At 60.9% G+C, this 22771-nt stretch carries 30 protein-coding genes and 1 pseudogene; 19 read left to right on the top strand and 12 right to left on the bottom strand.

Translation table 11 applies throughout. From position 1 onward, the window contains the following. Nucleotides 1-36 precede the first annotated feature (36 nt). On the top strand, nt 37-699 hold the full coding sequence (locus AC1RMF_RS17115) for a dihydrofolate reductase family protein (RefSeq protein WP_493143030.1): 663 nt from the start codon (nt 37-39) through the stop codon (nt 697-699). On the opposite strand, the gene fabF is transcribed toward AC1RMF_RS17115, so the two are convergent. After that, the gene (gene fabF / locus AC1RMF_RS17110) at nt 696-1976 is read right to left on the bottom strand and encodes a beta-ketoacyl-ACP synthase II (protein WP_493143029.1); all 1281 of its coding nucleotides are present in this window, start codon (nt 1974-1976) and stop codon (nt 696-698) included. The two genes, AC1RMF_RS17115 and fabF, sit on opposite strands and share 4 nt — an antisense overlap. 120 nt (nt 1977-2096) lie before the next feature. On the opposite strand from fabF, the gene AC1RMF_RS17105 reads away from it, so the two are divergent. Continuing rightward, nucleotides 2097-2690, top strand: a complete 594-nt coding sequence (locus AC1RMF_RS17105) for a TetR/AcrR family transcriptional regulator (RefSeq protein WP_493143027.1) — start codon at nt 2097-2099, stop codon at nt 2688-2690. 4 nt (nt 2691-2694) lie between these two features. Here AC1RMF_RS17105 and AC1RMF_RS17100 read toward each other — a convergent pair whose 3' ends face one another. From AC1RMF_RS17100 to AC1RMF_RS17075, 6 genes are read right to left on the bottom strand one after another with little or no spacing between them, the layout of a single operon-like run. Then, complete coding sequence (locus tag AC1RMF_RS17100) at nt 2695-2946, bottom strand: FmdB family zinc ribbon protein (protein ID WP_493143025.1); 252 nt, start codon at nt 2944-2946, stop codon at nt 2695-2697. Beyond that, a complete protein-coding gene (locus AC1RMF_RS17095; RefSeq protein ID WP_493143024.1) occupies nt 2933-3388 on the bottom strand; it encodes an ArsC/Spx/MgsR family protein in 456 nt (151 codons plus the stop codon). Before AC1RMF_RS17095 ends, AC1RMF_RS17100 begins: the two co-directional genes overlap by 14 nt. Next, a complete protein-coding gene (gene draG / locus AC1RMF_RS17090; RefSeq protein WP_493143022.1) occupies nt 3385-4305 on the bottom strand; it encodes an ADP-ribosyl-[dinitrogen reductase] hydrolase in 921 nt (306 codons plus the stop codon). The genes AC1RMF_RS17095 and draG overlap by 4 nt, the downstream gene beginning before the upstream one ends. Further along, a complete protein-coding gene (locus tag AC1RMF_RS17085) occupies nt 4298-5143 on the bottom strand; it encodes an NAD(+)--dinitrogen-reductase ADP-D-ribosyltransferase (protein WP_493143021.1) in 846 nt (281 codons plus the stop codon). Before AC1RMF_RS17085 ends, draG begins: the two co-directional genes overlap by 8 nt. An 18-nt stretch (nt 5144-5161) precedes the next feature. After that, a complete protein-coding gene (locus AC1RMF_RS17080) occupies nt 5162-5770 on the bottom strand; it encodes a hypothetical protein (RefSeq protein WP_493143020.1) in 609 nt (202 codons plus the stop codon). Then, entirely contained in the window at nt 5767-6219 is a 453-nt protein-coding gene (locus AC1RMF_RS17075) for a group II truncated hemoglobin (protein ID WP_493143018.1), read from the bottom strand. The genes AC1RMF_RS17080 and AC1RMF_RS17075 overlap by 4 nt, the downstream gene beginning before the upstream one ends. A 374-nt stretch (nt 6220-6593) precedes the next feature. Here AC1RMF_RS17075 and nifH point away from each other — a divergent pair, with 374 nt between their 5' ends. From nifH to AC1RMF_RS17035, 8 genes are all read left to right on the top strand, one after another. Then, nucleotides 6594-7475, top strand: a complete 882-nt coding sequence (gene nifH / locus AC1RMF_RS17070) for a nitrogenase iron protein (protein WP_493143016.1) — start codon at nt 6594-6596, stop codon at nt 7473-7475. 167 nt (nt 7476-7642) lie between these two features. Next, on the top strand, nt 7643-9100 hold the full coding sequence (gene nifD, locus AC1RMF_RS17065; RefSeq protein ID WP_342619204.1) for a nitrogenase molybdenum-iron protein alpha chain: 1458 nt from the start codon (nt 7643-7645) through the stop codon (nt 9098-9100). 39 nt (nt 9101-9139) lie between these two features. Then, the gene (gene nifK, locus AC1RMF_RS17060; RefSeq protein ID WP_493143014.1) at nt 9140-10696 is read left to right on the top strand and encodes a nitrogenase molybdenum-iron protein subunit beta; all 1557 of its coding nucleotides are present in this window, start codon (nt 9140-9142) and stop codon (nt 10694-10696) included. A 160-nt stretch (nt 10697-10856) separates the two neighbouring features. After that, entirely contained in the window at nt 10857-11204 is a 348-nt protein-coding gene (locus tag AC1RMF_RS17055) for a 2Fe-2S iron-sulfur cluster-binding protein (protein ID WP_342619202.1), read from the top strand. 28 nt (nt 11205-11232) lie between these two features. Beyond that, nucleotides 11233-11550, top strand: coding sequence for a hypothetical protein (locus AC1RMF_RS17050; RefSeq protein WP_493143012.1), 318 nt, complete (start codon nt 11233-11235; stop codon nt 11548-11550). Between the two features lie 3 nt (nt 11551-11553). After that, nucleotides 11554-11805: a hypothetical protein gene (locus AC1RMF_RS17045; RefSeq protein WP_342619200.1), complete on the top strand. Its 252-nt coding sequence runs from the start codon at nt 11554-11556 to the stop codon at nt 11803-11805. Nucleotides 11806-11818: 13 nt separating this feature from the next. After that, nucleotides 11819-12175, top strand: a complete 357-nt coding sequence (locus tag AC1RMF_RS17040; protein WP_493143010.1) for a hypothetical protein — start codon at nt 11819-11821, stop codon at nt 12173-12175. A 12-nt stretch (nt 12176-12187) separates the two neighbouring features. Further along, a complete protein-coding gene (locus AC1RMF_RS17035; RefSeq protein ID WP_493143008.1) occupies nt 12188-12667 on the top strand; it encodes a ferritin-like domain-containing protein in 480 nt (159 codons plus the stop codon). 21 nt (nt 12668-12688) lie between these two features. Here AC1RMF_RS17035 and AC1RMF_RS17030 read toward each other — a convergent pair whose 3' ends face one another. The 3 genes from AC1RMF_RS17030 to AC1RMF_RS17020 form a co-directional block, all read right to left on the bottom strand. Continuing rightward, nucleotides 12689-12907 (bottom strand): hypothetical protein, encoded by a 219-nt coding sequence (locus AC1RMF_RS17030; protein ID WP_342619197.1) that lies wholly within the window; start codon nt 12905-12907, stop codon nt 12689-12691. 121 nt (nt 12908-13028) lie between these two features. Then, nucleotides 13029-13253 (bottom strand): hypothetical protein, encoded by a 225-nt coding sequence (locus AC1RMF_RS17025; protein WP_342619196.1) that lies wholly within the window; start codon nt 13251-13253, stop codon nt 13029-13031. A 32-nt stretch (nt 13254-13285) separates the two neighbouring features. Further along, nucleotides 13286-13516, bottom strand: a complete 231-nt coding sequence (locus AC1RMF_RS17020; protein WP_342619195.1) for a hypothetical protein — start codon at nt 13514-13516, stop codon at nt 13286-13288. A 305-nt stretch (nt 13517-13821) separates the two neighbouring features. Between AC1RMF_RS17020 and nifE the strand changes: the two genes are divergently transcribed. The 9 genes from nifE to AC1RMF_RS16975 all read left to right on the top strand — a co-directional run bounded on the left by nifE (nt 13822) and on the right by AC1RMF_RS16975 (nt 21726). Continuing rightward, complete coding sequence (nifE, locus tag AC1RMF_RS17015) at nt 13822-15312, top strand: nitrogenase iron-molybdenum cofactor biosynthesis protein NifE (protein ID WP_493143006.1); 1491 nt, start codon at nt 13822-13824, stop codon at nt 15310-15312. Nucleotides 15313-15336: 24 nt separating this feature from the next. After that, nucleotides 15337-16791, top strand: a complete 1455-nt coding sequence (nifN, locus tag AC1RMF_RS17010) for a nitrogenase iron-molybdenum cofactor biosynthesis protein NifN (RefSeq protein WP_493143004.1) — start codon at nt 15337-15339, stop codon at nt 16789-16791. 19 nt (nt 16792-16810) lie between these two features. Beyond that, the gene (nifX, locus tag AC1RMF_RS17005; protein ID WP_342619192.1) at nt 16811-17221 is read left to right on the top strand and encodes a nitrogen fixation protein NifX; all 411 of its coding nucleotides are present in this window, start codon (nt 16811-16813) and stop codon (nt 17219-17221) included. Further along, nucleotides 17218-17712, top strand: a complete 495-nt coding sequence (locus AC1RMF_RS17000; protein ID WP_493143001.1) for a NifX-associated nitrogen fixation protein — start codon at nt 17218-17220, stop codon at nt 17710-17712. Before nifX ends, AC1RMF_RS17000 begins: the two co-directional genes overlap by 4 nt. 2 nt (nt 17713-17714) lie before the next feature. Beyond that, a complete protein-coding gene (locus AC1RMF_RS16995; protein WP_493143000.1) occupies nt 17715-17909 on the top strand; it encodes a CCE_0567 family metalloprotein in 195 nt (64 codons plus the stop codon). Then, on the top strand, nt 17906-18211 hold the full coding sequence (gene fdxB / locus AC1RMF_RS16990; protein ID WP_493142998.1) for a ferredoxin III, nif-specific: 306 nt from the start codon (nt 17906-17908) through the stop codon (nt 18209-18211). Before AC1RMF_RS16995 ends, fdxB begins: the two co-directional genes overlap by 4 nt. A 79-nt stretch (nt 18212-18290) precedes the next feature. Beyond that, on the top strand, nt 18291-19025 hold the full coding sequence (locus AC1RMF_RS16985; protein WP_493142997.1) for a TerC family protein: 735 nt from the start codon (nt 18291-18293) through the stop codon (nt 19023-19025). Nucleotides 19026-19048: 23 nt separating this feature from the next. Next, the gene (locus AC1RMF_RS16980) at nt 19049-19531 is read left to right on the top strand and encodes an acyl-CoA thioesterase (RefSeq protein WP_342619187.1); all 483 of its coding nucleotides are present in this window, start codon (nt 19049-19051) and stop codon (nt 19529-19531) included. A gap of 131 nt (nt 19532-19662) precedes the next feature. Continuing rightward, nucleotides 19663-21726, top strand: coding sequence for a putative bifunctional diguanylate cyclase/phosphodiesterase (locus AC1RMF_RS16975; RefSeq protein ID WP_342619186.1), 2064 nt, complete (start codon nt 19663-19665; stop codon nt 21724-21726). A 157-nt stretch (nt 21727-21883) separates the two neighbouring features. Here AC1RMF_RS16975 and AC1RMF_RS16970 read toward each other — a convergent pair whose 3' ends face one another. Both AC1RMF_RS16970 and AC1RMF_RS16965 read right to left on the bottom strand, forming a co-directional pair. Beyond that, the gene (locus AC1RMF_RS16970; RefSeq protein ID WP_342619185.1) at nt 21884-22558 is read right to left on the bottom strand and encodes a methyl-accepting chemotaxis protein; all 675 of its coding nucleotides are present in this window, start codon (nt 22556-22558) and stop codon (nt 21884-21886) included. Between the two features lie 33 nt (nt 22559-22591). Further along, a pseudogene (locus tag AC1RMF_RS16965) lies at nt 22592-22771 on the bottom strand (hypothetical protein); the annotation flags it as partial.

Below are 22771 nucleotides of genomic sequence, written 5' to 3'. Positions count from 1 at the left end.
CGTGTTGCACCTCGTGCACAAAACTGGAGACACACCATGACACGCGTACGCGTTGAAGCTTTCACCATTTCGCTGGATGGATACGGAGCAGGACCAGATCAGGACATTGACCATCCACTCGGCGTTGGCGGGACGGAGCTGCACCAGTGGCTTTTTCCCACACGAACCTTCCAGCGGGCACTGTTTGGCAAGGATGACGGTACGACAGGCGTTGACGACGACTTCGCTGCCCGCAGCTTCCAGAATGTCGGGGCCTGGATTCTGGGGCGCAACATGTTCGGCCCTGTTCGGGGGAGCTGGCCGGACGATAGCTGGAAAGGCTGGTGGGGAGACAACCCGCCGTACCACGTCCCCGTCTTTGTTCTGACCCACCATGCACGTGCCTCCATAACGATGGAAGGTGGCACCACGTTCCACTTCGTGACCGGTGGCATTCACGAGGCGCTGGATCGCGCACGTGCGGCCGCTGGTGAAAAGGATGTGCGCATTGGCGGTGGGGCTAGCACCATACGACAGTACCTGCGCGAAGGACTCATCGACGAATTGCACATTGCCATCTCGCCCGTACTGCTGGGCCGCGGCGAGTCGCTGTTCCAGGGGCTGGATTTGCGAACCTTGGGATACGAATGCGTTCAATCCGTGGCGACCGAAAAGGCCACGCATGTGGTCCTGCGACGCAAGATGCAAACGGGTGGCTAGATCGCCGCGTCCCAACGCCTGAACACTACGCTGGCGTTGACACCGCCAAAACCAAAACCATTGGACAAGGCATATTCCATGTCCATGGGTCGCGCAAGCCGTCCCACGAGGTCCAGGCCATGGGTCACCGGATCGGCATCGTGCAGATTGCGGTTGGGTGGGGCTATCTTGTGCCGCAGCGCCAGCACCGTGAAGATGGCCTCGACTGCGCCCGCAGCGCCCAATAGATGCCCGGTTGCCGCCTTGGTAGCACTGATGGCAGGGCTATGCTCGGCAAATACGGCGCGAAAAGCAGCCGCTTCCGCAGCATCCCCCATGGGAGTGGATGTGGCGTGTGCGTTCACGTGTTGTACCTGGCTGGGCGCAATGCCCGCCTGTTGAAGGGCCCAGCGCATGGCCCGCGCTGCGCCATTGCCGTCATCCGGTCCGGACGTGATGTGGTACGCATCCGAGCTGGTGCCGTAGCCCACAAGCTCTGCCAACGGCTGGGCTCCGCGCTGCAGGGCATGCTCCAGGGATTCAATGACCAGCACCCCTGCACCTTCACCCACTACAAATCCGTCACGCGCCATGTCGAAGGGGCGGGACGCTTCGGTGGGTGACTCGTTGTAGCCAGTGGACAGCGCACGCGCCGCGGAAAAGCCGGCTTGCGTCACCAGGTGAATGGCTGCTTCGGTACCGCCACATACGGCAACGTCGGCTTCGCCGCTGCGTATCAGCCGTGCACCGTCACCCAAGGACTGCACACTCGCTGCACAGGCCGTCACCGGGGCACCCAAAGGGCCTTTGAACCCGTGCTGGATGGACACATGGGCCGCTGCCATATTGGCCAGAAAGGACGGCACGGTAAAAGGAGACAAGCGTTTGGGGCCGCGTGTGTCACTGGTGCGGACCGCATCGGCAATGGCCGGGAAACCGCCTATGCCCGAGGCAATGATGGTTGCCGTGCGTTCTTGCGCGTGCAGGACTTGCGGTCGCCAGTCCGCCTGCGCCAATGCCTGCTCCGCTGCGGCCAGTGCCAGCACAATGAAGCGGTCCACCTTTTTCTGGTTCTTGGCGCTGACCACTTTTTCGCTATCCAGGCCCAGCTGCGGATCGTCCTGGATCGAGGGAACGCGTGCCCCTACCTGCGCATCGAGCCCCAGACAAAATTCCTGCGGCAGTCGCTGCAGACCACTTGCACCGGAGAGCAGACGTTGCCAAACCGGTTCAACGCCGCAGCCCAAAGGGGTCACCAAGCCCATGCCGGTCACGACGACCCGTGTGCGATTGTTCATTGTGTTTCCTATTTATGTACCGAATGGTATTTAATGGGGAATTGTTGCACAAAGCAGAGAACGTCCCGCCGGACGCGACAATCTGGCTGAAAATCACCGGAACCTTCATGGAGAAACCACATGGCACTGGGGCGCCCTCGCGCGTTTGACAAGGAAGCGACGCTGGAAAAAGTCGTGGATGTGTTTTGGACACATGGATACGAAGGCAGCTCCATGGCAGCGCTCACCACTGCAACGGGCTTGAGCAAGCCATCGCTGTATGCGGCCTTTGGCGACAAGGAGCAATTGTTCAAGACGGCATTTGCCCGCTACCGCGCGCGTCAATCGGAATTCGCCAACAAGGCACTTGCCCATCCACAGGTGCGTGCAGGAGTGGAAGCCCTTTTGATGGGGCTGGTAGACAGACAGACCCAGGCGGACAAGCCGCACGGCTGTCTGATGGTCCACGGCAATCTGGTGGGAACGCCCGAAAGCAGGCAAGTCCGCGAGGAGCTGCAGCTGCACCGCCGCGCGGTGGTGAGCAAGCTGCGCGAGCGATTGCGCAAGGCGCAGGCGGAAGGCGACTTTCCTGTGGGTGTCAATGCGGCCGACTATGCGCTATTCATCACCACGCTGATCCAGGGCCTGGCGGTACAGGCCGCAGGCGGCGCTTCGCGAAAGTCCCTGCACCGCGTTGTCGCACTGAGCCTGCAGGCCTGGCCCAACGGGGACTGAAGCACTAGATGTTTTTCTTGCCCGCCAGCAACTTGGCCTTGTCCGACGGGCTGTAGTGGTCGAAGTGGCCTTGCGCTGCAGCCACACGGCGGTGCGCCATGCGGATCGCTTCTATCTTGCCCGCAGGCGATATGCGCGAGACGCACTTCTCCAACGCGGTGCTCTGGCATTGCGGGCACACGGGCGTGTCGCCATGGCGCACCAGGGTTTCAAAGTCGTGGCCGCAGGCGTTGCAGTGGAAGTCAAACAGTGGCATGGGTCGCTCCGGAAGATGCAAGTGGTGTGGCGCAGCGTTCGGTGGGGGAGGCACAGCCTTCGCCCGCTGGCGTTGCAGGGTTCGTGCCAAGTCCCACCCAGGCGTGGACTGCCGCGGTATCGAATCCGACATGGCGTGTCTGGTCGTCCGCGCGCTGCATCAGCGGCCTGCGGATCAGCTGGGGCTCTTGCAGCAACAGTTGCAGCGCCTGCTCCCGATCGATCTGATCGGGCTGCACCTCGCCACTCTTGACGCGCGGCGCTGCGCGGTTGAACCAGTCCGCGACCGCGAGTGGCGCCAGAAACTCCAGCAGTGTCTCAGCCGTCCAGTGCGCGGTCAGCAGATTGCGGCGCTCCAGGGTATGGCCGGCATCTTCCAGCGCACGGCGCTGCCGTGCATTGCCGCCGCAACCGGGTTTTTCAAAAAAGAGAATGTGTGTCATGGAACCGCCAATGCATGTGAAAGGTCCAGCAGCGCAACCGTCTGCTCGGTAACGGCTTGCCGCGTGGCTGGTTGCAAACGGTCCAGCCAACGCCTGGGCAATTGGGACGCGCCGCAGCGCGCACCGGCCAGCATGCCCAGCAGTGCGCCGGCGGTGTCGGCATCGTCGCCCTGGTTGACGGTGGCAACCAGGGCGGTCTCGAAGTCCGCGTGCAGCGTGAGGAAGTGCAGCACGGTCTGCACCGTGTCCACCACGTAGGCCGTGGCGCGCTCTCGGTAGGGTGTGAAGCGGAATACTTCGTTTTCGGCGATCCACTTTTCCGTCCAAAGCTGGCACACGCTGTGGTCCGCACCACGCAGCAGGGTACGCAGCAGCCAGCCCAGGCCCAGCGTTGCAGAGTCCGAGAACGGATGGTGGTGGGTCAAGCGCGCCTGCGCCATGGACAGGCGTTCAAACGCGGACTCGCTGTGCAGCGTGGCCAGCACGGTGGGCAGATTGCGCATGAGTGCGCCATTGCCGCCGTCACCGGGGTTGTAGGGGCCTTGCAGCGTGCCTTCGCGCAAATAGCGCTGTATGCCCCGGCGGCAGGTGTTGCCGCAGTCCACCGGCTTGGATTTGAGCCAGCGTCCATAGGCGTCACCAATGCTGCGCACCAGCGCGTCATCGCCCTGCATCAATCCTTGCAGGGCCGCGCTGCCACCTTGCAGCAAGGCCTCGCCCAGGGCCAGGCTCATGGTGGTGTCGTCAGTCACTTGACCCGCAGGCAGCTTGAGCCAGCCGCCACCAATGATGTCGCGGTGTACGCCGTACAGCTGCACGATCTCACGCGGCCGCATGAATTCCACCGTGGCACCCAGCGCGTCGCCAATGGCAAAACCCAGGTAGGCGCCCAGGGCGCGGTCGGCCAGATCAGGCATAGCGCGCCATCACTTCGTAGTCGCCGCCCAGGGCCAGCACTTCCTGCTCGCCCTGCAGCACCTGGCCGGGAAGCAGCTCGGGAAACACCAGCACCTTCACGATGGGCACCTGCACTTCCAGCACCCAGTCGCCAAAGCACGAGGCATCTTCCTGCGACAGGCTGAACGACACCAGGTTGTTCAGGCGCACGGTGCAGCGGCGGTTCTGCAGCCGACCGGCCACCACCTGTTCCTCGCACTGGTTGCTGCCGCGCCAGAGGCGCAGGTGCTGGGCGTGGTCGCCGCCTTGCTGTTGGATGCGGCGCAGGGCCCACTGGCAATAGGTGTAGAGCAGGTCGAGCTGCTGGTGGATATTGTTGTTGTTGTAGCGGCTGGCGGCCTTCTCCTGCAGATAGGCCACCCAGGTCGGGGAGGGAAAGCGCTGCAGCGGCTGCTTGTGAAAGCTGGGCACCAGGCCAAAACGGCTTTCCACCCAGCCCTTGAGCACGGCGCCTGCCGGGCCGTTGGAGTCCATGCCCCAGCCCTGCAGCAACTTGCGCCAGCTGCTGCGCCAGCGGCGTTGTTCGGCCGCACCCATGGTCTGTGCTTCGTGGGCTTCGGGTTTGCGCAGTCCAAAGGCCAGGGTCAGGTAGTGCACAAACATGTCATGGGCCTCGTTCAGGTCGCGGCTGCTGTCGAGCAACTGGAACAGGCCGGTGTGGGCCTCATACGTGCCGGCAATCGCCAGCGCCGTGGGGTGCGCATTGAAGGCGGTGCTGGCCAGCACCCGCGCGGGCACGCCCACCAGGTTGGTGGCGTACCAGCGGTGCGGCAGGTCCGTGTCATCGTCGTACGCCACGGCAGGCCGGGCAGTGCCTCAGACCGGGCGGTTTTCGTTGGGGTTGCGCACCGGGCCCATCAGCTCCAGACCTTCTGCGTAAGTGATGGTGTCAAAGGTGATGTCGAACTTGAGCGCGGCGTCGGCAATGGCGTCGAGCTTGCCTGCGGTGTCCTTCTTCTTCAGATCGTTCTTTTCCAGGTAGAACAGGTCCAGCAGCTCGTTGTAGACGGTGGACTCGTCGATGGGCAGTACATAGAACATGGCACCCTTGTAAGGCACCTGGTACTTCTTGGACAGGTCGATGTTGTTGCAGAACAGGAAATACTTGCCACCGGCGCTCAAGGAGTCGCCCAGTGTCTCGGCCACGTCCTTGAGGTATTCAAAGCTCAGCAGGTAGCCGGCAAAGAAGGGCAGGTGTTTCTCGCCCACATTGGCAATGGCCATGGCCTGCGCGCACAGCAGTTCGGGCGGACGTGCTTCGTCGGCCAGCTTGGGGGCAAAGCGCAGCGCCAGTTCACCGCGAAAGCCCACGCGACCGGGTTTGCTGGTGGCGGCCTTGAGCAGGGGGTTGAGCAGGCGGCCTTCATTTTCCAGAGGAGCGAGCGCGGTGTCGTCGGTGGGTTTGAGGGCGAGGGTTGCGGTCATGAAGAGTCCTTGGTTGTGGTTGCGATGGTTACGGGATGGGGGCCGGTGTTTCGCATCCAGTCGGCCGTCTTGAAAAAGGAAGTCATCAGCGTCTGATGCAGCGCCGGCTCGGCGCCGATGTCTGTCAGCGCTGCGTCCATGCAGGCCAGCCAGGCATCGCGCTCAGGCACGCCAATGGCAAAGCCGCCATGGCGCATGCGCAAGCGCGGATGGCCATGGCGCTCGCTGTAGGTCTGCGGGCCACCCAGCCACTCGCACAGGTAGCGCACGAGTACCGTCTTGGTCGAAGTCAAGTCATGTGCATGCATGGCACGTATGCCGCGCGCGTCGCTACGTGCGTCCATATGCCGGTAGAAGGCGTCCACCAGGTTCACCACGGCGGCTTCCCCGCCCAGCAGGTCGAAGTGCCTGGAGGTCGGCTGTGCGGTGGTGATGGGCTGGGGATTCATGCCGCTATATCAGCAATGACCGTACCAACCCGCAAATGCAATACAGCACCCTGCAAACCCTACACAAATGGCAGCCCTTGCTGTGTAGCAACGGAATATTTGCGACATCCAAACCCGTTTTGTAGGGAAATGAACAAAGCCGGGTTGATGGATGTCATGGCCCTCGAAAAACACGTTTTTCCCTCTGAAGAAGTGGTTTGAAAGGGCGTTTGCAATGCGCTTGAAAAGCATGGCACGGAAGGTGCAATGAGGGGACTGCGCGGACAAAAGTCCGGCCGAACCGTGACCCCAATAACAAGACTTACAGGCACGTCAGGCTGACATGGTCGCGGCTACGCAACCTTGTTTTACAACCTTACTGAATGGAGTATGAAATGGCTAAACTTCGGCAAATCGCCTTCTACGGCAAAGGCGGCATCGGCAAATCAACCACCTCTCAAAACACCCTGGCCGCACTGAGCGACCTGGGCCAGAAGATTCTCATCGTCGGCTGCGACCCCAAAGCTGACTCCACCCGTCTGATCCTGCACGCAAAGGCCCAGGACACCATTCTGTCCCTGGCTGCAGAAGCCGGTTCCGTGGAGGACCTGGAACTCGAGGACGTGATGAAGATCGGCTACAAGGACATCCGCTGCGTGGAGTCCGGTGGTCCTGAGCCAGGTGTGGGCTGCGCTGGCCGCGGCGTGATCACCTCGATCAACTTCCTCGAAGAAAACGGTGCCTATGACGGCGTGGACTACGTGTCCTACGACGTGCTGGGTGACGTGGTGTGCGGCGGCTTTGCCATGCCCATCCGCGAAAACAAGGCGCAGGAAATCTACATCGTCATGTCCGGCGAAATGATGGCCATGTACGCTGCCAACAACATCTCCAAGGGCATCTTGAAGTACGCCAACTCCGGCGGCGTGCGCCTGGGTGGCCTGGTCTGCAACGAGCGCCAGACCGACAAGGAACTGGAACTGGCCGAAGCACTGGCCGGCATGCTGGGCTCCAAGCTGATCCACTTCGTGCCGCGCGACAACATCGTGCAACACGCCGAACTGCGCCGCATGACCGTGATCGAGTACGCACCCGACTCCAAGCAGGCCGGTGAGTACCGCACGCTGGCACAGAAGGTTCACAACAATGCGGGCAACGGCACCATCCCCACCCCCATCACCATGGACCAACTGGAAGACATGCTGATGGAGTTCGGAATCATGAAGACCATCGACGAGTCCGAAGTCGGCAAGAAGGCTGCCGAATTGGCGGCTTGACAAGAACCACCCCCGTTGCTTGCTCACTGCGTGTAGCCGCCTCCCCCCTCAAGGGGGCGGCCCCCTGCGGACTGGCAAAGCCAGATCCGCGGGGCCCCTGAAGGGGGCGCGCGTGAACGCAGCGCAGTTTGTATAGCAACCCATTCTTTTTTTACTGGAGTTTCCACATGACCGCCACCGTTGAAGAGCGCAAGGCCAGCAACAAGGCCCTGATTGATGAAGTGCTGAAGGCCTATCCCGAAAAGATGGCCAAGCGCCGTGCCAAGCACCTGGGTACGTTTGAAGAGGGCAAGCCCGATTGCGGCGTGAAGTCCAACATCAAATCATTGCCTGGCGTGATGACCATTCGCGGTTGCGCCTACGCTGGCTCCAAAGGCGTGGTGTGGGGACCGATCAAGGACATGGTGCACATCAGCCATGGTCCCGTGGGCTGCGGCCAATACAGCTGGGCCGCTCGCCGCAACTATTACATCGGTACCACCGGTATCGACACCTTTGTGACCATGCAGTTCACCTCCGACTTCCAGGAGAAGGACATTGTGTTCGGTGGTGACAAGAAGCTCGACAAGATCATTGACGAGATCCAGGACCTGTTCCCGCTGAACAAGGGTATCTCCATCCAGTCCGAGTGCCCCATCGGCCTGATTGGTGACGACATCGAAGCCGTCTCCAAGAAGAAGAGCAAGGAATACGAAGGCAAGACCATCGTGCCGGTGCGCTGCGAAGGTTTCCGCGGCGTGAGCCAGTCGCTGGGTCACCACCTGGCCAACGACGCCATCCGTGACTGGGTGTTTGACCGCACCGATCCCAACAAGCGCCCCGAGTTTGTTTCCACCCCCTATGACGTGGCCATCATCGGCGACTACAACATCGGTGGTGATGCCTGGTCCAGCCGCATCCTGTTGGAAGAAATGGGCTTGCGCGTCATCGCCCAGTGGTCCGGTGACGGCACCATCGCCGAAATCGAGAACACGCCCAAGGCCAAGCTCAACGTGTTGCACTGCTACCGCTCGATGAACTACATCAGCCGCCACATGGAAGAAAAGTATGGCGTGCCATGGGTCGAATACAACTTCTTCGGCCCGACCATGATCGAGAAGAGCCTGCGCGAAATCGCCAGCCACTTTGACGACACCATCAAGGCCAAGGCCGAAGAAGTGATCGCCAAGTACAAGCCTCTGATGCAGGCCGTGATCGACAAGTTCAAGCCCCGTCTGGAAGGCAAGACCGTGATGCTGTACATCGGCGGCCTGCGCCCCCGTCACGTCATCGGCGCTTACGAGGACCTGGGCATGGTCGTGGTCGGAACCGGCTACGAGTTCGGCCACAACGACGACTACCAGCGCACCACCCACTACATCAAGGACGCCACGCTGATCTATGACGACGTGACCGGCTACGAGTTCGAACACTTCGTCGACAAGGTCAAGCCCGACCTGGTGGGCTCCGGCATCAAGGAAAAGTATGTGTTCCAGAAGATGGGCGTTCCTTTCCGCCAGATGCACAGCTGGGACTACTCCGGCCCCTACCACGGCTACGACGGCTTTGCCATCTTCGCCCGTGACATGGACATGGCGATCAGCTCGCCCATCTGGGGACTGACCAAGGCCCCTTGGAAGTCCTGATCCGCATACCACCGATTCACTTATCTATTGGAGCCAGCCATGTCTCAATCTGCTGACAAAGTCATTGACCACGAAATGCTGTTTCGTGAGCCCGAGTACCAGAAGATGCTCGCCGACAAGAAGGAGTTCGAATTCAACCACTCCGATGACAAGATCAAGTCTGTCGTCGAGTGGACCAAGACCGAGGACTACAAGCAAAAGAATTTTGCCCGTGATTCCCTCACGGTGAACCCGGCCAAGGCCTGCCAGCCGCTGGGCGCCGTGTACGTGGCCAACGGCTTTGCCAAGACCCTGAGTTTTGTGCACGGCAGCCAGGGCTGCGTGGCGTATTACCGCTCGCACTTCTCGCGCCATTTCAAGGAACCCACCTCCTGTGTGTCTTCTTCGATGACGGAAGACGCAGCCGTGTTCGGTGGCCTCAACAACATGGTCGACGGCCTGGCCAACGCCTACAGCCTGTACAAGCCCGACATGATTGCCGTCTCCACCACCTGCATGGCAGAGGTCATCGGCGATGACGTGGACGCCTTCATCAAGACCAGCAAGCAAAAGGGCAGCATCCCCGAAGAGTTTGATGTCCCCTTTGCCCACACTCCCGCTTTTGTGGGCAGCCACATCACCGGTTACGACAATGCGCTTCTGGGTGTGCTGCGTCACTTCTGGGACGGCAAGGCCAAGACCACCGAGCCGCTGGTGCGCGTGCCCGATGACAGCATCAACTTCATTGGCGGCTTTGACGGCTTCGTCGTCGGCAACATGAAGGAAATCCGCCGCATATTCGATCTGTTCGGCGTCAAGGTCAACATCATCTGCGACCCTTCCGGCAACTGGAACACACCGACCGATGGCGAATTCCGCATGTACGCTGGTGGCACCACCAAGGAAGAAGTGATTGCCGCCCTGCATGCCAAGGCGACCATCGTGTTCCAGGAATACTGCTGCGAAAAGACCAGCAAGTTCATCGCCGAGCACGGCCAGGAAGTCGTGGTACTCAACGCCCCCATGGGTGTGGCCGGTACCGACCAGTTCCTGATGGCCATCTCGCGCCTGACCGGCAAGCCCATTCCCGCCCAGCTGGAAAAGGAACGCGGCGAGCTTGTGGATGCCATGGCCGACAGCCAGGCCCACCTGCACGGCAAGCGCTATGCACTGTATGGTGACCCGGACCAGTTGCTGGGCTATGCCGCTTTCCTGCTGGAGCTCGGTGCAGAACCGTCCCACGTGCTGTCCACCAACGGTACAGAAACATGGGCTACCAAGATGCAAGCCCTGTTTGATTCCTCGCCCTACGGTGCCGGCTGCAAGGCCTACCCCAAGCGCGACCTGTGGCACCTGCGTTCCCTGCTGTTCACCGAACCCGTGGACTTCATGATCGGCAACACCTACGGCAAGTTCCTGGAGCGTGACACCAAGACACCGCTGGTGCGCATGGTGTTCCCGATCTTCGATCGCCACCACTACCACCGCTACGCCACCTGGGGCTATGACGGCGCGATGCGCGTTCTGGTGATGTTGCTTGACGAGTTCTTTGAAGCACTCGATGGCAACACCATGGAAATCGCAAAGACCGATTACTCCTACGACATCATTCGCTGAGGCACTGCATCCGCCTACTGCGCGGGCCGATCTTGCGTTTGCAGTCCTCGCCGTACGGGTGTACGGCTGTGGGCTTCAACGCAACCTCGACCCGCTCGCTACGGCGGCTGCAGCACCTCAGGTGCACCTCATTTTTTGAGATAAATACAGAGAGAGCCTTATGGCCAACGTAACTTTCAGCTCGCCGCGCCTGAAGAAAGATGTCACGGTCTATGCCGTGGCAGGTGACACCAAGACCCTGCTGGCTACGGCCAAGGCCCACAATATTCCGTTGGACTCGGAGTGCGAGAACGGCGAATGCGGTTCCTGCCAGGTGCGGGTTTCCGTGCTGTCGGGCAACACGCCTATCGGTGTGGCGCTGACGGAAAAAGAGAAGACGGTTCTGAAGCTGGCCGGCAAGATCACGGCGCAGCAAATCAGTGACGCCGAAACCAAGGACTTGCCGCCACCCTGGCGCCTAGCTTGCCAGATGGTGGTGCGTGATGAAGACATCGTCGTGAATTTCTGAGAGCGCATTGCGCAACGGAGGCTTTTCCATGGGCACTACCTTTATCAGGACGACATCGGACGGACGCAAGGTGGAAGTCATAGACGGCTGGATCTGCCTGAACGGTGTGCGCGAAGCCGACAGCCTGATCCCCATGGAGGAGCACCCCAACCGCCAGGCCATTGCACGGGCCGTACCGGGGGCCACGCATGCAGGCGGGCGTTTGCCCTTTACCTTGGCTGAAGCGGCCGCGGTGCAGGGGGCCTTGTCCGAAGCACAGCGCCAGTTTGATGCCAGCCCGTCGGGCATCACCCAGAGACTGCGCCACGCGGTCTGGGCCAAGGCCCATGCGGATGGTGTGGAGTAGGCCGTGATCTACGTCATAGAGCTTCCTGCCAAGGGCTATCCACAGGCCTGGTTCGCCTATGACAAGCAGGACTTTGCCAACAAGATGCAAACCCTGGGCAGCCCGGAGCGTGAGCGCTATGTGTACTGGGACGAGGCCGAGGCCATCGCCGCTTTTGAGGGGCGCGACCCGCTCATTGCCGACAAGTCCATGTGGCGCGCGCGCCATGCGCTGCATGAGCAACTGGTGGCTCTCGATGTGCTGACGGACGATTGAGCCGGGGGCTGACATGCTGACGCGCATGCAATACGACATCCTCAAGGGCAGCGCCCACAGCATGGCGGTGTTGCTGACCCATATGCAGAGCGAAGTGGAGCTGTTTGCCAGTCCCAACACGCTGGAGCGGGTGGAGAGTTATCTGCTGGTGATGGCCCAGACGCTGGCGCATCTGCCCCAACCCTTGCGGGATCGCCTGGTGCAGGTGGACTGGCACGGCTGGGCCTGCCTGCAAAAGTTGCTGGAAGAGGACGGCCAGCCGCGCCGTGCGGAGGTCTGGTATGGCATCCAGTCGCTGGTGCCGGCCACGCTGGAGCTGATTGCCAAGTTGCGCAAGCAGGAACCGGTGTGGTTTGAGATCGGGTTTTGAACAAGGAACACCATGAACAGCGTTGAAGAATTTCTGGCCCACACCATCCAGCTGGAGAGCGAAGCCGCACTGCGTTTCGGCCAGCTGGCTGATGCCATGATGACCGCCGGCAACCGGGATGTCGGCAAGCTGTTCCGGCGTCTGGCGGACTACTCCCTGCTGCATCTGGGCGATGCGCGTGCGCGTTCGGGCTATCGCGATCTGCCGGTGCTGCAGAGCAGTGACTTCCGCTGGCCTGACATCGAGAGCCCGGAAGCCGCAGCCATCTGGGCGGCGGACCCGTTCATCGGCATCGAGCAGGCGCTGCAGGTGGCGCTGGACGCCGAAACGGCTGGCCTCAACTTCTACAGCGGCGTGCTGGAGGCCACACAGGACCCGGAGATCCGCGTATTAGCCAAGGAATTTGTGGATGAGGAGGCCGAGCACGTGGCTGAACTCAAGCGCTGGATTCAGTTGCATCTGGCGGGTGCCAGACTACCCACGCAGGATTGAAGTGAGGGCGGGAGAGCCCGCCTAGGAGTCCTTCTTCTTCACGTTGGCGAAGATGTCCAGCATGTCTTCGGTTTCGGGAGTCAGCGGCTGCTTGGTGGTGTCTGGGAAACCGCCTATCAGGCTGTCCTGGAAGGCTACCGAGTCTTCCCATTCGGCCCAGTCCGACTCCTGTACTTCGCCAACGGGAATCGGCTCCAGAGGATCAATGATCTTCTTGGGAGCTTTGCGAAAAAAGTCCATACACCACCTCCGATCCAGCGTTTTTGGAGTGTCGCCACTCTTTTAGTCTGGAGCGATGATAGCGTGCATGCCCAAAGTGTTGAAACGCCTGTCCGGCAGGCCCTGGCAGTATGTGGTCTTGTCAGTCTCCTTGGGCCTTGAATAAGGGGGCTGGGGCGGTGAGCACGGATTCCTCGAAATCCTGCACAAATACCGAGTCCCGCCAATGCTGCCAGCCTTCTTCACCTTCAAATTCGATGACCTCACACTCCGGGTTTGGTGATGGTGCCTCTTCATTCTGAATACTCAGGTTCAGCACCCGAAGGTGTGTTTCCGGCTTCAGAGGTTTGTCGATCGAATGGTTCATAGGGCTCACCGTTGAATCAGTCCGGTCCCTGGTCAGGTATTGGCTTGCGGACCCGGAGCCTGCATCGCTGATTCAAACTCGGCCCAGGCGGACTCGCTGTTGAGTTCTTCCGCGACCGGTGCCGGAATGGCTCGTATGAATTTGCGGCGTTCGGCCCATAACGGCTCAGGGTTCGCGACTTGGGGGGGCGTGACGGGCGCAGCGGCAACGCCTGCTCGCGGGGTGGCCTTCCCGTTTGCAAAAAATGGCCAGCGTCCTGTCATGTTTCGACTCCCTGGGTTACTGACGGCCAATGTTCCGATGTGGAGAGAATGGGAAATTTTCCCACTTAATGCAAGGATATACGCATTTGCGAAGGTCTGCATTCGACCAAAGTACTAAAAGCGCGGATTTCGTTGATGCAGTGCAATATTGCGCAGTCGGCCCCGCTGTTCAGCGGCTTGTGTCGCATTGCCTTCAAACCCGCCAAAGAGCAGGTCTCTGCGCCCACAAAACCACCAATAAAAGCCGATTTTGGCTGGCACCCAAATTGCGATGGATGGATCAACCACCCTGCAAGGAGTTGTCCATGTCCGTATCGCTCAAAGCCAAGATTGCCGAAGTGTTCGAAGAACCGGGCTGCGACAAGAACCAGGGCAAGAGCGAGAAAGAACGCAAGAAGGGTTGCACCAAGCAGCTCAACCCCGGCGCAGCGGCTGGGGGCTGCGCCTTCGATGGCGCCAAGATCGCATTGCAGCCCATTGCCGATGTGGCGCACCTGGTCCACGGCCCGATTGCCTGCGAGGGCAACTCCTGGGACAACCGGCACAGCGCGTCCTCGCACTCGCAGATCTACCGCTCCGGCTTTACCACCGACATCAACGAGCTGGACGTGATCTACGGTGGCGAGAAGCGCCTGTTCAAGTCCATCCGCGAGATTCTGGAGAAGTACGACCCACCCGCCATCTTTGTCTACCAGACCTGCGTCACCGCCTTGGTGGGGGATGACATCGAGGCGGTGTGCCAGCGCGCCAGCGAGAAGTTCGGCAAACCGGTCATACCGGTCAACGCGCCGGGCTTCGCCGGCCCCAAGAACCTGGGCAACAAGCTGGGCGCTGAGGCGCTGCTGGACTATGTGATCGGTACGGTGGAGCCGGAGTTCACCACGCCTTACGACATCAACATCATTGGCGAATACAACCTGGTCGGCGAGCTGTGGCAGGTCAAGCCGCTGCTGGACGCGCTGGGCATACGGGTGCTGTCGTGCATCTCGGGTGATGGACGCTACAACGAGGTGGCCGGCGCCCACCGCGCCAAGGTCAACATGATGGTGTGCTCCAAGTCCATGATCAACATCGCCACCAAGATGGAGCAGCGCTGGGGCATTCCGTATTTTGAAGGCTCGTTCTACGGCATTGGCGATATGAGCGACACGCTGCGCCAGATTGCCAAACTGCTGGTGCAGCAGGGTGCGCCGGACGATTTGCTGGAGCGCACCGAGCGCCTGATCGAGGTGGAAGAGGCACGCGCCTGGAAGCGCATTGCGCACTACAAGCAACGCTTGGCGGGCAAGCGCGTGCTGCTGATCACCGGTGGTGTGAAGTCCTGGTCGGTGGTGGCGGCGCTGCAGGAGGGCGGCATGGAGATTGTCGGCACCAGCATCAAGAAGAGCACCAAGGAAGACAAGGAAAAGATCAAGGAGATCATGGGCGACGACGCCCACATGATCGACGACATGACCCCGCGTGAGATGTACGCCATGCTGCGCGATGCGCGTGCCGACATCATGCTCAGCGGTGGCCGCTCGCAGTTCGTGGCACTCAAGGCGCGCATGCCCTGGCTGGACATCAACCAGGAGCGCTATTACCCCTATGGCGGCTACGAAGGCATGGTGGAGCTGGTCAAGCAGATCGACCGCGCCCTGTTCAACCCGGTGTGGCAGCAGGTACGCATTGCCGCTCCCTGGGGTGACGACGGCGAGACGCTGGGTGCCGTGCAACCGGCAGCCAAACCGCTGGATTTCCTGGCGACAGCTGCAGCCAGATCGCTGGGCCTGGAGCCCGAAGAAGTGCCCGTCTGACCCAACCCACACAAGGCACACACCATGGCAAACGTTGTTGAATCCAAGAAAGCCTGCGCCGTCAACCCGCTCAAGATGAGCCAGCCGCTGGGCGCCAGCTTTGCCTTCATGGGGCTGGACGCCTGCATGCCGGTCATGCACGGCTCGCAGGGCTGTACCTCCTTTGGCCTGGTGCTGCTGGTGCGCCACTTCAAGGAAGCCATTCCGCTGCAGACCACGGCCATGAACGAGGTCACGTCCATCCTGGGTGGCTACGACAACATCGAAGCCGCACTGGTCAACATCCACAAACGCGCGGCGCCCAAGGTCATCGCCATTTGCTCCACGGGCCTCACCGAAACCAAGGGCGACGATGTGGACGGCTACATCGTCACAGTGCGCAAGCGCAAACCGGAGCTGGCTGAAACCGAAATCATCTACGTCTCCACGCCCGACTATGTGGGCGGCTTTGAGGACGGCTACCAGCACGCCGTCACCGCCATCGTGAAGACGTTGGTCAAGCCCTTGCCTGTGCAAGCCGACCAAGTGACGCTGCTGCCGGGTAGCCACCTGACGCCGGCGGATATCGACGAGCTGCGCGAGATCATCGAGGCCTTTGGTCTGACACCCATCGTATTGCCGGATATCTCCGGCTCGCTGGACGGCCACATCCCGCCCGACTGGCGTGGCACCACCATTGGTGGCACCACGCTGGAGCAGATCCGCGCTGCCGGTGCCTCTGCGCTGACCATTGGCGTTGGCGAGCAGACGCGAGAAGCGGCGTTGGCCCTGCAGGAGATTGCCGGCACGCCCATGGACGTGTTCGAGCGCCTTACCGGGCTGGAAGTGAATGACCGCCTGCTGCAGCGCCTGTCTGCGCTGTCGGGCAAACCGGTGCCTGCCAAATACCGGCGCCAACGCAGCCAGTTGCTGGATGCCATGCTCGATGGTCACTTCTATACCGGCGGCATCAAGGTGGCGATTGCAGCCGAGCCCGATCTGCTGCTGGCCGTGGGCAGCCTGTTGCACGAGATGGGCGCAGAACTGCGCTGCTGCATCAGCACCACCAAGTCGGCCGCGCATGCGCTGCTGCCGGCCGAACAGGTGCTGCTGGGCGATCTGGAAGACCTGGAGCAGGCCGCTGCGGACTGCGATCTGCTCGTGACCCACTCACACGGGCGCCAGGCCGCTGAGCGTTTGCACAAGCCGCTGCTGCGCATCGGCTTTCCGGTGTTTGACCGCATTGGCAATGCGCACCGGCGCATGGTCGGCTATCGCGGCACCATGGACCTGATCTTCTCCATTGCCAACCTGATGCTGGAGAACATGGATCACCACCACGCAGGCGACTGGCCGCTCACGCCCGAAGCCCTGCGCGCCGCAAGCACCACCAGCGCACGCATGCCCGACGTCACCGTGACCGCAGGTTCCTGCAGCACTGGGTCGTGCGGCGGCTGCGCGCCTTCCACCCCCACCGATCTGGCCGAGGCCAGTGTTTGACCAACCCAGGAGAAGCCGTATGAAAATTGCCTTCGCTACCCAGGACAAGGAGCGCGTGGACGCGCACTTCGGCTGGGCCAAAAGCATCGTGGTCTACGAAATCAGTGGCGCAGGCCACCGCTTCGTCGAGAGCTTCGAGTTCGGTGACAAGCTCGAAGAAGACGGCGACGAGGACAAGCTCGCGCCCAAGCTCGAAGCCATCAAGGACTGCGCCATCGTCTACGTGGCTGCCATTGGTGGCTCCGGCGCTGCCCGCGTGGTGGCCATGAAGATCCACCCGATCAAGGTGCCACAGCCGGAATCGATTGCCGAGATCCTGGACAAGCTCCAGGTCGTGCTGCAGGGCACCCCGCCCCCCTGGTTGCGCAAAGCCCTGGAAAAAGACAGTCCGCGCAGCTACAACTTTGAAGAAGACGAGGTCACCCCATGAAGACAGAAGCCACGGTGGAAGACGTTGCCGGCACCGCCAGCGACGAAAGCTATCTGACCACCCCCTTTGTGCAGCAGCTTATCAAGCAGATGCGGGCCCAGGACATCCACGGCACCTGGGAAAGCAAGAGCGACCTGGAGCTGCTCAAGCCCTATATCCATACGGCCGAAGAGCGCCGCGCCTTGCCCATACTGGGTGACCCGGACCCGGAAACCCTGTGGCATCTGGAAATCTTCTACAACGCCATCGCGGTGGCCATTGAACGCGAGACCGGCCAGATGGTCTCGCCCATGATGAAGATGAGCCACGAGGGCTTTGGCCGCATGGTGCTGATCGCCGGACGCCTGGTGGTCGTCAACAAGCAGTTGCGTGATGTGCACCGCTTCGGCTTCCCGTCACTGGCCAAGCTGGCGGCGGCCGGCGGCAAGTTCTTTGACGAGGCCGTGGGCATGATCCGCAGCTACCCCGAAGTCGCACAGTACGGAGCCTGAGCATGAGTACCGATGCCGAAGAACGCAAGGCCCAGTTGAAAAAGCTCAATGCCCGTGCCACGCAGGCCAAGATGGACCTGCACGACCTGTCGGAAGAGCTGCCCACCAACTGGGAAAATATCCTCTCCGTGGCACAGCGCTGCCACGACGCGCATGCCCAACTGATGGAGGCGCGCAGAGCCGCGGAGCAAGTATGACTACCTTCAACGTGACGCTGCCCAGCGGGGAAGTCTGGACACCCAACTTCGTCCAGAAGCTCGACGACACCAAATGCATAGGCTGTGGCCGCTGCTTCAAGGTCTGCCCGCGCGGCGTGCTGGAGCTGGTGGGCCTGACCGACGAAGGCGAATACGTGCGGGTCGACGACGAAGCGGATGATGATGACGAATACGAAAAGAAGGTCATGACCATCGCGCATCAGGAGCTGTGCATCGGCTGCACCGCCTGTTCCAAGATCTGCCCCAAGAAGTGCTACACCCATGCGGCTGCGGTGATGTAGCCTGTTGGCCCGGGCGCTCAGGTGCAATCGGTGCATGGGCTGATACAGTCAGCCCTTGTTTTGATTGGCACCTGCCCCGATGGATTTCTTGAGCGCTTCCTTTTTTGCCACCCTGGCGCAAATTGTGCTGGTCAATATTGTGCTGTCCGGCGACAACGCGGTGGTCATTGCACTGGCCGCACGCAACTTGCCGCCACGGCACCAGAAGCAGGCCATTCTGTGGGGCAGCGGCGGTGCCATCGTGTTGCGCGTGGCGCTCACGGTGGTCGCGGTTCAACTGCTCAAAATTCCTTTTTTGCAAAGCCTGGGCGGTTTGCTGCTGGTCTGGATTGCGCTGCAGCTGCTGGTGGAAGACGATGAAGATGAGGCGGCGCACCAGGCCCACGCCAGCCTGTGGGGCGCGGTCAAGACCATCCTGATTGCCGATGTGGTCATGAGCCTGGACAACACCCTGGCCATTGCCGGTGTGGCCAAGGGCAATTGGACATTGCTGATTGCGGGGCTGACACTGTCCATCCCTTTGATCGTGCTGGTCAGCACACTGATCATGAACATCATGGACCGCTACCCCATCGTGGTCTATGTGGGGGCCGCGCTGATTGCATGGACTGCGGGCGAGATGGTGGACGGCGATGCCGCGGTGCTGCCCTACCTGCCGGCGTTTTTTCAGGAAAGCATTTATCTCCCCCTGCTGCTGACGTTGGTGGTGGTCGGCTACGGCTGGTACAGCAACGCAAGGCGCCAGCGCACGGCACGCGATGTGCTCGAGGCTGACAAGCACGCTGCGCTTCGGATCGAAGACACCATTGACTGATCCCCTACTCCAGGAACACGCCCATGAATCTACCCATCCACCAACTGACCATGACCGTGCTCATGACGCCGGACATGGCCAACTTCTCCGGCAACGTGCACGGCGGCACCATCCTTAAGTTTCTGGACCAAGTGGCCTATGCCTGCGCCAGCCGCTATGCGCGCCGCTACGTGGTGACGCTGTCGGTGGACCAAGTGATGTTCCGCCAGCCCATCCACGTGGGGGAACTGGTGACCTTTCTGGCCGCCGTGAACTACACCGGCACGTCCTCCATGGAGGTAGGTATCAAGGTGATTGCAGAAAACATCCAGACACAAGTGGTGCGCCACGCCAATTCCTGCTTCTTTACCATGGTGGCTGTGGACGATGAGCGTAAGCCCGTGCCCGTCGATCCGCTGGTGCCCTCTACTCCCGACGAACACAGGCGCCACGCGGCGGCCCAGGTGCGCAAGCAGCTGCGCCAGGAGTTTGGCGAGCGCTTCGAGAGCCTGCGCAAACCGGGGTAGTACATTGCGTCAATGCCACAAACCTTGATATTGACCAAGGTTAAGGCCATTGGACCTTTCTAAAATCGGCAGAATCGTTGGAAAAAGTACATAAAGGCTTCCATGTTTGAATTTGTGGCACGCAGCCGACTATGAAAAGCCGTTTGCAAGCCTTGGTAGACGCCATACCGGACCTGCTGTTTGAAGTGGATCTGGCGGGCTGCATCTACAACTACCACTCACCGCACCAGGATTTGCTGGACGTGCCCGTGCAGGCCTTTCTGGGCCAGCGCATCGATGACGTGCTGCCAGCCCATGCCGCAGCTACCTGCATGGAAGCCGTGCAGGAGGCGGCGCAGCATGGCCGCTCTACCGGTGCCACCTACTGGCTGGAGGGGCCCCACGGACGGGTCTGGTTTGAGCTTTCTGTGTCCAGTGTGGTCTTGCCGGAGGATGTGGATCTGCGCTTCATCTTGCTGGCGCGCGACATCACCGCGCGGATGCAGGCCGAGGAGGATTTCCGCATTGCCGCCGCCGCCTTTGAAACGCAGCAGGGCATGCTGATCTGCGATGCCAAGGGCGTCATATTGAAAGTCAACCGGGCCTTCAGCCGCATCACCGGCTACAGCCCCGAAGAGGCGGTGGGCCGGACCCCCGGTCTGCTGGCCTCCGGGCGGCAGGATGCCGTCTTCTATGGCCGGATGTGGGCCGACATCCTGCAGGTGGGAACTTGGCAGGGCGAGATATGGAATCGCCGCAAGAATGGCGAGGAATACCCCGAATGGCTGACCATTCATGCGGTAAAGAATGAAGCGGGCATCACAACCCACTACGTAGGCGCCTTCAGCGACAGCTCGTTCCAGAAAACCGCCGAGGCCCAGATCGCGAGCCTGGCCTATACCGACAGCCTGACTGGCCTGGCCAACCGGCGCCATCTGGTCATGCAGATCCAGAAGCTCACCACCGAGGCCCGCCACGACAAGCATCTGGGCGCATTGCTGCAAATCGACCTGGACGACTTCAAGAACCTCAATGACGCGCTGGGACACGAGCAGGGCGACATGATTCTGAAGCAGGTCGCACGCAGGCTGCGGCATTGCGTGCGGGAAACCGATACCGTGGCCCGGGTGGGCGGGGACTCCTTTGCACTGCTGTTGACCCATCTGGATCCGGTGCCGCAACGCGCCACCGAACAGGCTGAATTGATTGCGGCCAAGGTGCTTGCTGCCATGCAGGAGCCCTACCAGATCGATGCCGACGGACATTCGGGTACAGCCAGCATCGGCGTTACGCTGTTGAGCGGCCAGCGCCATGAAGACATCGATTCGCTGCTGGAGCAGGCCGAACTGGCCATGTACGAAGCCAAGAATGCCGGGCGCAACGCCATCCGCTTCTTCGACCGGCAGATGCAGGAGCAGGTTCGCCGGCGTGTGGCCATGGAGTCGGGTTTGCGTCAGGCTATCCAGGGCGGCACCTTTGAGCTGGCGTATCAAGCACAGGTGTCGCACCACGGCGGCCTGATCGGTGTGGAAGCACTGCTGCGCTGGCAGCATCCGGAACGCGGCTGGATTCCGCCAGCGGAATTCATTCCGCTGGCCGAAGAGACCGGACTGATCCTGGGCATAGGCAACTGGGTGCTGCAAGCGGCCTGCCTGCAGCTGCGGCAATGGGCGTCACACCCGGTGTTCTGCAACCTGACCATGGCCGTCAACGTCAGCGCCTTGCAGTTCCATCAGGACGATTTTGTCGATCAGGTGTTGTCCACGCTGCAGCGTACCGGCGCACGGCCCGACCGGCTCAAGCTGGAGCTTACCGAGTCGGTGCTGGTATCCAATGTGGAAAGCATTATCGAGAAGATGAACGCGCTCAAGGCGCAGGGCATTTGCTTCTCCATGGACGACTTCGGTACCGGCTATTCGTCGCTGTCGTTCCTCAAGCGCCTGCCGCTGGACCAGCTCAAGATCGACCAGAGCTTTGTCAGCGGCATCCTGACCGATGCCCACGACGTGGACATCGCCCGCATGGTGGTGGCGCTGTCCCGCAGCATGGGGCTGGACGTGATTGCCGAAGGGGTGGAAACCGAAGAGCAACGCCAGGCGCTGGCGCAAAACGGTTGCCTGAATTACCAGGGCTACCTGTTCAGCAGGCCCTTGGATATCCGTACGTTTGAAGACTGGGCCGAGCCGAGCCATCGATTGGCGGCCAGCGGGAAGTGACCCTCACGCCCGATTGCGCTGGCTCCACAGAAGCATGAATTGGACACTCGGGCCACGATTCTCTTGGTCCGGAGGCCATGCGTTCGGGGCAACCTCATCAGGAAATAGCCGGTTCAATGCGGCTGTTGGATGCCAGCATGCAGACCATTGAGCAGACTCAAGCCGCTGCTTTGGAGAGTGCCGCTTGAACCAGTTTGTCAATTTCTGCAGTGATGCTGGTCATCACATTGGCGACTACCGTAAACTCGCGCCCCGCGTTGCCTGCCCTGGCGGCAATGATTTGCGCATTGAACGCGACCATGTGTGCCTGCTTTGATATGTCTTGGATTTCACTCATCACATCCTGAAGCTGATTCTTTACGGAGTTGGCGTGGGAGCGCGCTTCTTTCTCGTAAATGGCCGTGATGCTGTTGAGTACTGCAAGCAAGGGAGTGGTGCTGGCAATAAGCTCTTTCAGAAAGTCCGACCTCTGCCGCCAATTTGATTCAATGGCTATGAAGGTGCGCTCGGCCAGATCTATAAATGCCTGGATCTTTTTGTCACCAGACTCGGGACCAAAGTAGGCCATATGCAGTTCATCGCTGAACACGCCGGGCAAAGCATCATTTCCCTTGACCAGGGCAGTGTGTGCATCCCTAAAGAGTTTCAGCGCTTCCCTGGCAGTGGCCAGTGCATCCGGGTCTTCGCCGGACGCCAACACGGCATAGAGCACAACGCGCTGGGACGTAAAACGCCTGCGGCCAGAAAGGTTGATGAGTGTTGCAAATGTCTCCCCGGACAATTTGCCGGAGTGGGTGCTTGAGTTAGGTTGGATGACGTTTGTGGTGCGCATGCAGGTGCATCAGAGAATTCTTCGATTCCGGGCCTACCCTCTGCGCTCCAGGTAGATGCCTGTCTGGTCCATTGCAGAAACTCCAGATACCACATCACCCACCACAATCACCGCCGGGCTGCCAAGCCCTTCGCGCTCAATGGTGGCGTGCAACTGGTCCAGTGTGGTCTGGGCATGACGTTGCTGCGGCAACGAGGCGTTTTGCACGATCAG

It is taken from the genome of Rhodoferax sp. GW822-FHT04A08, assembly GCF_058801025.1.
This window is presented reverse-complemented; position numbering and strand designations above follow the sequence as displayed.